This is a genomic window from Nonomuraea sp. B10E15 (genome assembly GCF_039871615.1).
In the GTDB taxonomy this organism is placed as follows: domain Bacteria; phylum Actinomycetota; class Actinomycetes; order Streptosporangiales; family Streptosporangiaceae; genus Nonomuraea.
On the sequence record NZ_JBDPMB010000001.1, the window covers coordinates 1,740,648 to 1,753,107 of the forward strand.

Here is a 12,460-nt window from a genome sequence, read left to right on the forward strand (position 1 = left end):
CCCGGTTAGGGAAGGGGACTGACCACATGGTGCGCGCGATTCGTGGGGCGATCCAGGTGGACGCCGACGACCGTGGCTCGATCATCGAAGGGACGACCGAGCTGGTCAGCGCGATCATGGAGCGTAACGAGCTGACCCCGGATGACGTGATCAGCGTGCTGTTCACGGCCACGCCCGATCTGACGGCCGAGTTTCCCGCGCTCGCGGCGCGGAAGCTGGGTTTCCACGAGGTGCCGCTGATCTGCTGCACCGAGATCGCCGTGCCGGGTGCGCTGCCCCGCGTGGTGCGGCTCATGGCCCACGTGGAGACCGACCGGCCGAGAGCCGAGATCCAGCATGTTTACCTGCGTGGCGCGGTGGCGCTGCGGCAGGACATCGCGCAGTGAGCGACCGGGCATCACATAACGAGATACTGGCTATCCCAATGGCCCGATAAATCAGGACACCAGATGGATCTTCGCACCGTGCTCGTCGTCGGCACCGGTCTCATCGGCACCTCCGCGGCGCTGGCGCTGCGCAAGCGCGGTGTGCGCGTGCTGCTCGCCGACCGCGATCAGGGAGCCGTACGGCTGGCACGGGAGCTCGGGGCGGGCGAGGAGTGGCGGCCCGGCGGCCCGCACCTCGCCCCGCCCGGCGGCCAGGCCCTCGAGGAAGCAGTCCCGCAGGAGGGCCGGGCCACTGAGCAGGCCGACCTGGCGATCATCGCGGTGCCTCCCGCCCACGTGGCGACCGAGCTGCTCGAGCTGCAGCGGCTCCAGGCGGCCAGGTTCTACACCGACGTCGCCAGCGTCAAGGCGGAGCCCATCCACCGGGCCGCGCAGCTCGGCTGCGACCTGTCCGCCTACGTCGCCTCCCATCCGCTCGCCGGCCGCGAGAAGTCCGGCCCGGGGGCGGCCAGGGACGACCTTTTCCTGGGCCGGCCGTGGGCGCTGTGCCCCACGGAGGAGGCCGACCCCGAGGCGAAGGCGGCCGTGCTGCGCCTGATCGAGTTGTGCGGCGCCAACGCGGTCGAGGTCAGCGCCACCGACCACGACCGCGCCGTCGCCGTCGTCTCCCACGCCCCCCACGTCGCGGCCTCCGCCGTGGCCGCGCGCCTGGCCGACGCCACCGACGTCGCTCTCGGCCTGGCCGGGCAGGGCGTGCGCGACGTCACCCGGATCGCGGGCAGCGACCCCGGGCTCTGGCTCGGCATCCTGTCGGGCAACGCCTCCCCGGTCGCCGAGGTGCTCGAAGCCGTCGCGCACGACCTGGCCGACGCGGCGAGCGCGCTGCGGGCCCTGGCCGAGGGCGACGGCACCGCGACCGGCGAGATCACCCAGCTGCTCAAGCGGGGTGTCGTCGGCCACGATCGTATCCCCGGCAAGCACGGCGGCCCCGCCTCCTCCTACGCCGTCGTCCAGGTCGTCATCGGCGACCGCCCCGGCCAGCTGGCCCGGCTGTTCCAGGTGTGCGACGAGGTCGGCGTCAACGTCGAGGACGTGCGCCTCGAGCACGCCCCTGGGCTGCCGCTGGGCATCGCCGAGCTGTCGGTGGAGCCCGACGCGGCCGCCAGGCTCTCCGAGGCCCTGCGCGAACGCGGCTGGCAGGTTCCCTAGCGTCATCCGCCCGGGATCCGTCGGCGATGTCCAGCGAGGGATTCCGGGATCGCTTCGCCGAAGGTCGGAGGCCGGCGTTCGGTGACGCGGGCGGCTATCGGGGGCGGGTCCCCAGGCGCTGAGAGATGCGCAGGAGATAGCCGTCCGGGTCCCGCACCGCGAACCGGCGCACGCCCACGGCGTCGACGGCGCGCTCGTACCAGCGCTCTTCCAGCGCGAGCCACATGTCGTGGCCGGCGGCGAGCAGCGTGGCACGGCCTCGCTGAGACGACCTTGGACGGCGAACCCCGAACTGCCGCTACCGAATGGGCACCGCGGTGCCCGAGACCTTGACACGGGAGTCGCCGGGAACGGTGGTACACGTCAAGAGGCTGGGCCGCCCCATGTCGACGCCCTGGTGAAGGGTGAGAACGGCGCCATCTTCGAGACGTCCCAGCGTACGCAGGTAGCCGGTGAAGGCGGCGGCCGCGGCACCGGTGGCGGGGTCCTCGACCACGCCGCCGGGCGGAAACGGGTTGCGGACGTGGAAGACGGCGGGGGATGCGTGCCAGAAAAGGTGGATGGTAATCCATCCCGAGTCAGACATGATCTTGCTGAGGGCATCGAAGTCGTAGTCGAGATCGGCCAGACGGCCCCGGCTGGACGCGGCCAGGACGAGATGGTCGTTGCCGGCGGAGGCGACGTGCACCGGGTAGTCGGGGTCCAGATCGTCGGCCGACCAGCCCAGTGCGGCCAGCACGGGCCGTGTCTCCTCTTCGGAGGCTTGGCGGGTGGAGGTCGGCGGACTGGTCAAGGTGGCGATGAGCCCTCCGGCCGGATCCGCGGCGATCTCCACCGGGACCGGGCCCGCCTGGGTAGCGAGGTTCACGGCTCCGGGGCCGATCCGCTCGCCGAGCGCGATCGAGGCAGCGATCGTCGCATGGCCGCAGAAGGCGACCTCGCTCAGCGGGCTGAAGTACTGGATCCGGTACTGGCGCTCATCCGTGGTGGGGTGCAAGAAGGCCGTCTCGGAGTAGCCGAGTTCGGCGGCGATGGCGAGCATGTCCGCGTCCGACAACTCCCGGGCGTCCAAGACCACTCCGGCGGGGTTGCCGCCGGTGGGAGTGGTGGTGAAAGCGGCGTACCTCAATATTTCAGTCATGTGGTCATCATGACGTATGCGGGCCGACCCGTTTCGGCGACCGATCCCGGCCGCCGCCGCGGCTCAGCGTTTGGTGACGGCCTCGCTGACGGCGTTCGGGCCGTCGTACTCGCGGTCGGGCATGGCCTCCAGGGCTTCGACGATGTCCTTGCTCGCGTTGTGGTCGCGCGCGGCCTTGATCAGATCGGCCTTGCCTGCCGGGTAGTCGACACCACCCAGGTGTTTCTGCAGGTCGATCGGGTTAGGTGCGGTACTCATGCCCGCCTGCTGCCCCCGTTCCGTGAGACGTAACCGCACGCCCGCGCTCAGCCGCCGGCCCGCTCCAGCCGCCGCCGTGCCCGCTCCACGGCGCGCGGCAACCCCCGCCGCTCCGCCAGCGCCCCTGGAAGGCGCGGTACGGCCGCACGCAGCCCCTCCCACCCGGCGGGTCCCGCACGCAGGGCGTCGAGCGCCCGCCGCGCCACCACCGGCCACGGGCGGCGCAACACCGCGGTGAGTACGGCGTTGCGCAGAGCCAGCGCCCGCCTGCCACGCGGGTCCTTGGCCGGCGACGGGTGGTGGTGGGCCACGACGTCGTCCACGTACGCCAGCCCCCACCCCTTCGCGGCCAGGTCGACCGCCAGGCGCTCCTCCTCGCCGAAGAAGAAGATCACGTCGTCGAAGCCGCCCGCCTCCAGGAACGCCTCCCTGCGCACCACCGCCCCGCACGCCAGGAACCCGAGGACGCTCGGCCCCGGCAGATCCGGCTCGATGCCGAGCGGCGAGTGACGCATCAGCTCCGACACCGGATCCAGCCGCTCCTCGGGGCCCACCAGCACGCGCGCGCCGAGCACGGCCAGCCGGGGATGGGCGTCCAGCACGTCGGCGGCCAACTCCAGCGCGCCGGGCGCCCACCAGGAGTCGTCGTCGGCGAAGGCCACGTACGGCGTCTCGGCCATCCGCACGCCGATGTTGCGGGCGGGCGCGCCCAGGTTCGTGTCCTGCTCCACGAGCCGGACGTCGGGGAAGTGCCGGCTGACGAACCCCGCCGTCCCGTCGGTCGAGCCGTTGTCCACCAGGATCACCGGGCGCGGATGCTTCGGGAGCGAACGGACCAGCGCCCGCAGCCGATCCTTGCTGGCCACGACGACGGTGACCCGTGCGTTGTCCGTCCCTGTCACACCCGGTCACTTACCGGAGCGGTGGGCGTTAGTCCTGATCAGGGCCGCACCCGGCGGCCGGGCGGGGCGGGTGCGCCGGGTGCGCCGGATGATGGTGCGGGCGCAAACTCTGGTCGCGGTGGCCGAAGAGCCAGAGCTGTCTCTAACGTACACAGTGTCTCAGGCACCGTCAGTCCTGGAGGAAGCGATCATGAGTAGGTTGCGCGTTCACAACTTCACGATCTCGCTGGACGGCTTCGGCACCGGCGAGGGTCAGGCTCCTGGCGCCCCGTTCGGTCACGCCGGTGAGCGCCTGCACGACTGGATGTTCGCCACCCGGTACTGGCACGAGATGGGCGGGGGCGGCGGCGGGAGCGCCGGCGCCGACAACGCCTTCGCGACGATGCACGGTCACGGCATCGGCGCCGAGATCATGGGCGCGGGCAAGTTCGGCCCGCCCGGCTGGCAGGACGACCCCGGCTACAAGGGCGCGTGGGGTGCCGACCCGCCGTTCCGCACGCCGGTCTTCGTGATCACCCACCGGCCGCGGCCGTCGATCGAGATGGAGGGCGGCACCACGTTCCACTTCCTCGACGCCTCGCCCGCGCAGGCACTCGACAAGGCCCGCGAGGCGGCCGGAGGCCAGGACGTGCGCCTCGGCGGCGGGCCGTCCGTCATACGCGACTTCCTCAGAGAAGGGCTGGTCGATCACCTGCACGTCGTCCAGATACCGATCCTGCTCGGCCGTGGCGTCCGGCTCTGGGACGGCCTGGAGTCGCTGGAGGAGGCGTACGACATCGAAGCGGTCTCCACGCCGTCCGGCGTCACGCACCTGACGTTCACCGCGAAGAGCCGGTGACCGCCGGCACGGCCGGGCCGTAGGCCCCTGGCAGGCGAATGAGGGCCAAGCCAGCCCTCCCGGTCGTCGCCGCCGCCCCACGTGCCGGTCAGGGTGCCGCTCGGCCCGCTCGAAAGCTGGATCGCCGACCGAGCCGGAGGCTGTAGCCTCTTCAAGTCGGGTGGAACAACGTGAAGAGGGAGAGACCGTGACCGGTCTGGTCGTCGCCATGGACGGCCCTTCGGGGTCGGGCAAGTCGAGCGTCTCGCGCGGAGTGGCCCGCGCGCTGGGCCTGCGTTACCTCGACACCGGGGCGATGTACCGCGCGATGACCTGGTGGATGCTCCGGCAGGGTGTCGATCTGGCCGACCCCGGCGCGATCGCGGCCCGCTGCGGCGAGCCGCTGATCGTCTCCGGCACCGACCCTGACAGCCCGGCGATCCATGTCGACGAGGTCGACGTCGCGGGGCCGATCAGGGAGGCCGACGTCACCGGAGCCGTCTCCGCCGTCGCCGCCGTCCCCGAGGTGCGCGCCCGCCTGGTCGCGCGGCAGCGGGAGATCATCGGCGACGGCGGCTTCGTGGTCGAGGGACGCGACATCGGCACGGTCGTCTGCCCCGGCGCCGCCGTCAAGATCTACCTGACGGCCAGCGCCGAGGCGCGTGCCCTGCGGCGCAGCGCGGAGCTGGCCGGCTCGACCGTCCGGGCGCAGCAGGAGGCCATGGCCAGGCGTGACACTCTCGACTCGACACGTCAGGCCGACCCACTCTCGATGGCGGATGGCGCCGTCGAGCTCGACACCACCGCGATGAGCCTCGACGAGGTCATCGCGGAGGTGCTGAGACTGGTCGCCGAGCAGGCGGGCCCGGGCGGGCCCGGCGGCGACCGCATTCGCGAGCGCACCTGACGAGCAGGTGCGGTACTCACTAAGGACGAAACATCGTGTCAACGGGGGATTGGGTCGAGGCCGACCTCGACGATCTTGAGATAACCGAGCACGGCGACGCCGCGCCGCTGCCGGTCGTCGCCATCGTGGGGCGGCCGAACGTCGGCAAGTCCACGCTGGTCAACCGCATCATCGGCCGCCGCGAGGCGGTCGTCGAGGATGTGCCGGGGGTCACCCGCGACCGCGTCACCTACGAAGCCAACTGGCGCGGCCGCCGCTTCACCGTGGTCGACACCGGAGGGTGGGACCCCGACGCGACCGGGATGAACCTGCGCATCGCCGAGCAGGCCCAGATCGCGGCCGAACTGGCCGACGTGATCGTGTTCGTGGTCGACACCACCGTCGGCGCGACCGACGCCGACGAGACCGTGGGCTCGGTGCTGCGGCAGTCGGGCAAGCCGGTCATCCTGGCCGCCAACAAGGTCGACAACCAGCAGCTGGAGCTGGAGGCCGCCGCGCTGTGGTCGCTCGGGCTCGGCGAGCCCTATCCCGTCTCCGCACTGCACGGCCGCTCCAGCGGCGACCTGCTCGACGTGGTGCTCGACGCGCTCCCGGAGACGCCCGAGGTGACGTTCGGGGCCGAGCGCGGGCCCGCCCGCGTCGCGCTGCTCGGCAAGCCCAACGTCGGCAAGTCCTCGCTGCTCAACAAGCTGGCGGGGGAGGAGCGCGTCCTGGTCGACCCGATGGCCGGCACCACCCGCGATCCGGTCGACGAGCTGGTCGAGCTGGGCGGCCGCACCTGGCGTTTCGTCGACACGGCCGGCATCCGGCGGCGCGACCGCGAGCTGCAGGGCGCCGACTTCTACGCCGCCATGCGCACGCGCGCGGCGCTGGAGCGCACCGAGGTGGCGATCGTGCTGATCGACGCCAGCCAGCCGCTCACCGAGCAAGACCTCCGCATCATCGGCCTGGTCATCGAGTCGGGGCGGGCGATGGTGGTCGCCTTCAACAAGTGGGACCTGGTCGACGAGGACCGCCGCTACTACCTGGAGAAGGAGATCGACCGCCAGCTCGTACGCACTCCGTGGGCGCTGCGCGTCAACATCTCCGCCAAGACGGGGCGGCACGTCGACCGGCTGGTCCCCGCGCTGGAGAAGGCCCTCGACTCGTGGTCCACGCGGGTGCCGACGGCCCGGCTCAACGCGTTCCTGACCGAGCTGGTGCAGCAGACGCCGCCGCCGGTTCGGGGCGGCAAGCAGCCGAAGATCCTCTTCGCCACGCAGGCGTCGGTGGAGCCGCCCAAGTTCGTGCTGTTCACCTCGGGCTGGCTCGAAGACACCTACCGCCGCTTCGTCGAGCGCCGCATCCGCGAGGAGTTCGGCTTCGCCGGGTCGCCGATCGAGGTCACGATGAAGATCCGGGAGAAGCGCTCGAAGAAGGACCGGTAGCGGACCGGGGGCGGCAAAGGTTTTGCCGTTCCCTCCGCGGGCTCGTAGGATCGACCGCAAACGTCGACGGAGACGAGTAGCCGAGGGCCCGCACGGGCCGAGAGAGCCGCCGGCAGCTGTGAAGGCGGTCCCGTGCACCTCTGGTGAAGACACTCCCGAGTGCGGGGAGGAAATGCCCCGCCGCCTGACCAGCGTCACCGGGTCCTCGAGGCCGCCTCGACCAGGGGCGGCGAAAGTGCGGTGGCACCGGGAGCTCCCTTCTCCCCCGCACTCCCAAGGGATCATGCATTTCCTCGTGAGGAGCTGTGATGATCTCTCGTGTCATGTCGGCGGAGCTCGCTGAGCACGCCGGGCAACGAGTGACGATCGCCGGCTGGGTCCATCGCCGCCGGCAACTGAAGTCCGTGTCCTTCCTCGTCGTCAGAGACCGCACCGGCCTCGCCCAGGCGGTGACCGCGCACGACCTGCCGGGCGAGGAGAGCGTCGTCGAGGTCACCGGCACCGTGACGGCCAGCCCGCAGGCCCCCGGAGGGTTCGAGCTGGTCGCGCCGGAGATCGAGGTGCTGGCGGAGCCGTGCGCGGCGCCGCCGTTCGACCTCTACCGGCCGGAGCCGGGCGCGACGCTCCCGACGATCCTCGACCACGCGCCCGTCGCGCTGCGGCACCCCCGCCTCAGGGCGCCGCTGGAGATCGCGGCCGCGAGCGTGGCCGGGTTCCGCGAGACGCTCGACGGGCTCGGCTTCACCGAGATCCACACCCCGAAGATCGTCGGCTCGGCCACCGAGTCCGGCGCGAACGTCTTCGGCATCGACTACTTCGGCCGGCCCGCCTACCTGGCGCAGTCGCCGCAGTTCTACAAGCAGGCGATGGTCGGGGTGTTCGAGCGGGTCTACGAGGTCGGGCCCGTCTTCCGCGCCGAGCCGCACGACACCGTACGCCACCTGGCCCAGTACACCAGCCTCGACGCGGAGCTCGGCTTCGTCCGCGACCACCGTGACGTGATGGCGGTGCTGCGCGAGGCGGTGGCGGGCATGCTGGGGTCGGTACGCCGCCGCGCCGGCTCCGCGGCCGCCCTGCTCGGCGTCACGCTGCCCGAGGTGCCCGCCGAGATCCCGGCCATCCACTTCACCGAGGCGCAGCGGATGACGTCCTCCGAGGAGCCCGACCTGTCACCCGCGCAGGAACGCCGGCTGTCGGAGTGGGCGCTGCGGGAACACGGGTCGGAGTTCCTCTTCGTCACCGGCTACCCGATGGCCAAGCGGCCCTTCTACACCCATCCCGACCCCGCCAGGCCGGGCTACTCCAACGGCTTCGACCTGTTGTTCCGAGGGCTGGAACTGGTCACGGGCGGGCAGCGGCTGCACGCGTACGCGGACTACGTCGCCGCGCTGGCCGCCCGGGGTGAGGGGACGGAGGCGTACGAAGGGTATTTGCAGGCCTTCAAGCACGGGATGCCGCCGCACGGTGGGTTCGCGCTGGGGCTTGAACGGTGGACGGCGCGGCTGACCGGCGCCGCCAACATCCGCCAGACCACCGCCTTCCCCCGCGACCTGCACCGCCTCTCCCCGTAACGCGCCCGCCGCCGTCGCCCGGGCCCCTCAGCGGGCCCGGGCGACGGACGGCATGAGCAGCGCGACGCCCGCGCCGAGCACGCAGATGAACGCCGTGACCAGGAACATCTCGGTGTACTCGACGTGCAGCGCCGCCTGCACCTTCGCGGTGTAGTCGGCCAGCCGCCGCTGGTAGGTCGCGGCGTCCACGCCGAACGGGAGCGGCGTGTCCAGGTGGGCGGTCAGCGACTGGAACCGGTAGAAGCCCCACGCCGACACGGCCGCGATGCCGATCAGCATGCCCATCATCCTGGCCACCACGACCGCCGCCGAGGCGACGCCGTGCTGGGCCGCCGGGCTCACCCGCAACACCGCCGACGACACCGGCGCGATCACCAGCCCCAGGCCCAGGCCGGCGACGACGAGGTGGAGGTCCATCAGCGGGCCCGCGCTCTCCAGGTCGAGCGGCCAGCGGCTCATCAGCCAGTAGCCGGCCGCCGCCAGCGCCATGCCCGCCACCGCCACGGCGCGGTCACCCGTCCTGCGCGCCAGGAGCCCCCCGAGCAGCGCGCCCACCGTCAGCGCGGCCAGGAACCTGGCCAGGATCAGTGACGCCCCCAACGCGTCGGCGCCGAGCAGCGTCTGGGCGGTGAACTGGACGAACACCATGGTCACGAGCAGCGCGGCCCCGGCCAGGAAACTCACCGCGAGGGTGGCGAGCAGCGGGCCCTTGCGGGCGCCGGACAGGTCGAGCAGGCGGACGGGGGAGCGGATCTCCCACCAGACGAAGATCACGGCCGCCAGCGCGCCGGCGGCGATCACGGGCAGCCCCCACGGGGGGAGCACGGCCCTGGCGGGGTCGGGGTTGTACAGGCCGACCACCAGCAGCCCGAGCGCCAGCGCCAGCAGCCCGCCACCGACCACGTCCACCCGGCCGGCGCCCGCGGCGACGAGCCGCCCTCGGGGGGTGCCGGTGAGGGCGTCGGCTCGCGCGGGGGTCGATCGCCCTGCGGTGGTGTCCGCGGGGTCGTCGCCCGCTTCGGTCGTGTGCGGGGGGAGCGACCGTCCTGCGGCCGTGCCCGCGCGGAGCCGTCCCGATTCTGTGGCGTCCGCCGAGGCGGTGCTGGACGTCCGGGCAGAGCGTACGGGGCGGCCAGGGACCGTGAGGTGCACGGCGACGGCGGCGAGGGCGGCGAGGGGCAGGTTGATCCAGAAGATGGCGTGCCAGCCGCCCAGCTCCACCCCTGCCACCACGGTGCTGGGGACCAGCGCCAGCACCCCGCCGTACAGCGGCCCGAGCGCGCTGCCCAGTTCCTGGGCCGCACCCACCGCCCCCAGGGCCAGGGGCCGCTCGTGCTCGTCCCACAGGTCACCGATGAGCGCCATCGTGATCGGCAGCAGCGCCCCGCCCGCCACCCCCTGGACGGCGCGCCCGGCCACCACCATGACCTCCCCGGCCGCCAGCGCCGTCAGCACCGAGCCGAGGGCGAACGCCGCCAGGCACGCGTGGATCAGCGGCCGCCGGCCGTAGCGGTCGGAGAGCTGGCCGAGCAGCGGCATCGCGGCGACGTACCCCAGCAGGAAGCCCGTCACGACCGGCGTGGCCCGCTCCAGGTGGTTCAGCGGGATGCCGACGTCCTCGGCGATGTCGATCAGGACCGTCACCACGACGTACGCGTCGAGCGCGGCCAGCAGCACCACCGCGCCGCCCGCGCCGAGCACGACCCGGCGGGCGCGCCTCATTTCGCGGCGGGCGGGGTGATCGTGACCGGTGCGTCGTAGTCGCTGAACGACACCGTCACCGTGCCGCCCTGCAACGGCAGGTTGGCCCGGGTGAGCCGGCTGGAACCCTGGTCGACCCAGACCTTGCCGTTGACGCCCTGCGTGACGCCGGGGACGATCTGGCCGACGACCTGCCCGGGGAACGTCGTGGCGACGCGGTAGGCGCCGTCCTCCACGCCTTCGACCTTCGGATCCGTGGCCGAGGCGAGCAACTGGGCGATGCCCTTGGTCGGCTCGAGGATCACCGAGGGGTCGTAGAACTGCGCCAGCTGCTGCCGGGTCATCTTCTGGAAGCCACCCGTCGGGCCCTTGAAGTGCACGGTCTCCCCGACCAGGGCGAAGCTGACCTCCTGCAGGGTGCCCAGCACGTCAAGCGTGATCGTGCCGTCGGCGTCGCCGGCGGCGGTGAGCCGGCCGTCGGCCTGCTTGACCGGCACCTTCGGCTCGCCCTCGGTCGCGATCGAGAAGGTGGCCGACTTGACGGCCTTCATGGCCTCGGAGGCCTTCTTCATCAGCTCGGGCCCCGCGGGCAACTCGCCGGCGTCCCCGCCGGACGAGCACGCCGCCGCCAGCGCCAGCACGGCCACGATCAGTAGCTTTCTGAGCATGAGCGGATCGTAGCGAGCGGTACGGAGGTCCGCGCACCCTCGCCGATATCGGTTGGGTGTCAGCGCAGCTTCTTCAGCTGCTCCACGATGGGCGCGTAGGCCGCCTCGATCGTTTCGAGCTGATCGTCGGTGAGCCGGTCGACGAAGTGCTCGCGCACGCTGGCCACGTGGAACGGCGCCACCCGCTGGATCGTCTCCCACCCCTCGTCGGTCAGCACCGCGAACGTGCCCCGCCGATCGTCGTGACAGTCTTCCCTGGTGACCAGGCCCTTGGCCTCCATGCGGGAGATCTGGTGCGACAGCCGGCTGCGTGACTGGATCGTCGCGTCGGCCAGGTCGCTCATGCGCATGCGCCGCCCGGGGCTCTCGGAGAGGTTGACCAGGATCTCGTAGTCGTTGACCGTGAGCGAGAACTCCTGGAGCTCGCGGTCGAGCCGGTGCATGAGCAACCTGTGCAGCGCCAGGTGCGTGCGCCAGGCACGCTGTTCGGCGGGAGAAAGCCAGCGAGGCGCGCTCATGATCTCCAATCTAGCGCACGTAAAGTCGTACTTCATGAAGGGGGAGAGCCTGCGCACCGTGCTCGTGGCGGCCGCGGCCAACCTCGCCATCGCTCTGGCGAAACTCGTCGCGGGCCTGGTGGGCGGCTCGGCGGCCATGTTGTCGGAGGCGGCGCACTCGGCCGCCGACACGGTGACCGAGCTGCTGTTGCTGGTGGCGGTGCGCCGTTCGGGCAGGCCCGCCGACCGGCGGCATCCGTTCGGGCACGGCAAGGCGGGCTTCGTCTGGGCGCTGATGGCGGCGGTCACGACCCTGGTGGGCGGGGCCGGGTTCTCCATCACGAACGGCCTGCACGAGATCGGTCACGGCGAGGACCTGTCGAACCTCACACCGGCGTACATCGTGCTGGCGGCCTCGTTCGTGTTCGAGGGCATCTCGTTCGCGCGGGGGCTCGCGCAGTTGCGCGCCGAGGCCGCCCGGCGCCGGGTCGGCGTGGTACGCCTGGCGCGCATGACGTCCGACACCGCGTTGAAGGCCGTGCTGTTCGAGGACGCGGCAGCGCTGTGCGGGCTGCTGGTCGCGGCCACCGGGCTGGTCGCCTCGCAGCTCACCGGCTCGGCGCTGTGGGACGGCGCGGCCTCGGTCGTGATCGGCCTGCTCCTGCTGGTCGTGGCGCTCACCCTGATCCGGGCGAACATGTCGCTGCTCATCGGCCAGGCCGCGACCCAGCGGACCGAGACGGGCATCCGGGCGGTGCTGCTGGCGCAGCCGGAGGTGGATGACGTGGTCGAGTTGCTGACGATGATGATCGGCCCGGGGGAGATCCTGGTCGCCGCGAAGATCGATTTCAGGGACGAGTCGAGCGCGGCGGGCGTGGAGCGGGCCTGCGAGGAGGTGGACCGCCGGCTGCGAGACCAGATCTCCGGGGTCAAGCACGTCTTCCTCGACCCGACCCCGACCCGCCGCTGAGGTCGC

At 72.0% G+C, this 12,460-nt stretch carries 13 protein-coding genes; 7 read left to right on the forward strand and 6 right to left on the reverse strand.

What is annotated here, in order from left to right:
* Positions 1-26: 26 nt before the first annotated feature.
* Both aroH and ABGB14_RS07945 read left to right on the forward strand, forming a co-directional pair.
* Positions 27-386: a chorismate mutase gene (gene aroH, locus ABGB14_RS07940; protein WP_132606764.1), complete on the forward strand. Its 360-nt coding sequence runs from the start codon at positions 27-29 to the stop codon at positions 384-386.
* 63 nt (positions 387-449) lie between these two features.
* The gene (locus tag ABGB14_RS07945; RefSeq protein WP_347642864.1) at positions 450-1,595 is read left to right on the forward strand and encodes a prephenate dehydrogenase; all 1,146 of its coding nucleotides are present in this window, start codon (positions 450-452) and stop codon (positions 1,593-1,595) included.
* A 298-nt stretch (positions 1,596-1,893) separates the two neighbouring features.
* Here the strand turns inward: ABGB14_RS07945 and ABGB14_RS07950 are convergent, their stop codons facing one another.
* The 3 genes from ABGB14_RS07950 to ABGB14_RS07960 all read right to left on the reverse strand — a co-directional run bounded on the left by ABGB14_RS07950 (position 1,894) and on the right by ABGB14_RS07960 (position 3,896).
* On the reverse strand, positions 1,894-2,736 hold the full coding sequence (locus tag ABGB14_RS07950) for a PhzF family phenazine biosynthesis isomerase (protein ID WP_347642865.1): 843 nt from the start codon (positions 2,734-2,736) through the stop codon (positions 1,894-1,896).
* Between the two features lie 63 nt (positions 2,737-2,799).
* The gene (locus ABGB14_RS07955) at positions 2,800-2,994 is read right to left on the reverse strand and encodes a DUF2795 domain-containing protein (protein ID WP_347621437.1); all 195 of its coding nucleotides are present in this window, start codon (positions 2,992-2,994) and stop codon (positions 2,800-2,802) included.
* 47 nt (positions 2,995-3,041) lie between these two features.
* Positions 3,042-3,896 carry a glycosyltransferase gene (locus ABGB14_RS07960; protein ID WP_347642866.1) on the reverse strand — a complete coding sequence of 285 codons (855 nt, stop codon included), beginning with the start codon at positions 3,894-3,896 and terminating at the stop codon, positions 3,042-3,044.
* A 190-nt stretch (positions 3,897-4,086) separates the two neighbouring features.
* On the opposite strand from ABGB14_RS07960, the gene ABGB14_RS07965 reads away from it, so the two are divergent.
* From ABGB14_RS07965 to aspS, 4 genes are all read left to right on the forward strand, one after another.
* Complete coding sequence (locus tag ABGB14_RS07965; protein WP_347642867.1) at positions 4,087-4,734, forward strand: dihydrofolate reductase family protein; 648 nt, start codon at positions 4,087-4,089, stop codon at positions 4,732-4,734.
* Between the two features lie 187 nt (positions 4,735-4,921).
* Positions 4,922-5,620: a (d)CMP kinase gene (gene cmk / locus ABGB14_RS07970; protein WP_347642868.1), complete on the forward strand. Its 699-nt coding sequence runs from the start codon at positions 4,922-4,924 to the stop codon at positions 5,618-5,620.
* A 35-nt stretch (positions 5,621-5,655) separates the two neighbouring features.
* Positions 5,656-7,047, forward strand: coding sequence for a ribosome biogenesis GTPase Der (gene der / locus ABGB14_RS07975; RefSeq protein ID WP_347642869.1), 1,392 nt, complete (start codon positions 5,656-5,658; stop codon positions 7,045-7,047).
* A 308-nt stretch (positions 7,048-7,355) separates the two neighbouring features.
* Positions 7,356-8,618: an aspartate--tRNA(Asn) ligase gene (gene aspS / locus ABGB14_RS07980; RefSeq protein ID WP_347642870.1), complete on the forward strand. Its 1,263-nt coding sequence runs from the start codon at positions 7,356-7,358 to the stop codon at positions 8,616-8,618.
* Positions 8,619-8,645: 27 nt separating this feature from the next.
* Here aspS and ABGB14_RS07985 read toward each other — a convergent pair whose 3' ends face one another.
* The 3 genes from ABGB14_RS07985 to ABGB14_RS07995 are packed head-to-tail and all read right to left on the reverse strand — an operon-like array spanning position 8,646 to position 11,505.
* Positions 8,646-10,340 carry an MFS transporter gene (locus tag ABGB14_RS07985; protein WP_347642871.1) on the reverse strand — a complete coding sequence of 565 codons (1,695 nt, stop codon included), beginning with the start codon at positions 10,338-10,340 and terminating at the stop codon, positions 8,646-8,648.
* Positions 10,337-10,987 carry an LppX_LprAFG lipoprotein gene (locus ABGB14_RS07990; RefSeq protein WP_347642872.1) on the reverse strand — a complete coding sequence of 217 codons (651 nt, stop codon included), beginning with the start codon at positions 10,985-10,987 and terminating at the stop codon, positions 10,337-10,339. Before ABGB14_RS07990 ends, ABGB14_RS07985 begins: the two co-directional genes overlap by 4 nt.
* Positions 10,988-11,046: 59 nt before the next feature.
* Positions 11,047-11,505, reverse strand: a complete 459-nt coding sequence (locus tag ABGB14_RS07995; RefSeq protein WP_347621430.1) for a MarR family transcriptional regulator — start codon at positions 11,503-11,505, stop codon at positions 11,047-11,049.
* 34 nt (positions 11,506-11,539) lie between these two features.
* On the opposite strand from ABGB14_RS07995, the gene ABGB14_RS08000 reads away from it, so the two are divergent.
* Complete coding sequence (locus ABGB14_RS08000) at positions 11,540-12,454, forward strand: cation diffusion facilitator family transporter (RefSeq protein ID WP_347642873.1); 915 nt, start codon at positions 11,540-11,542, stop codon at positions 12,452-12,454.
* Positions 12,455-12,460 lie beyond the last annotated feature (6 nt).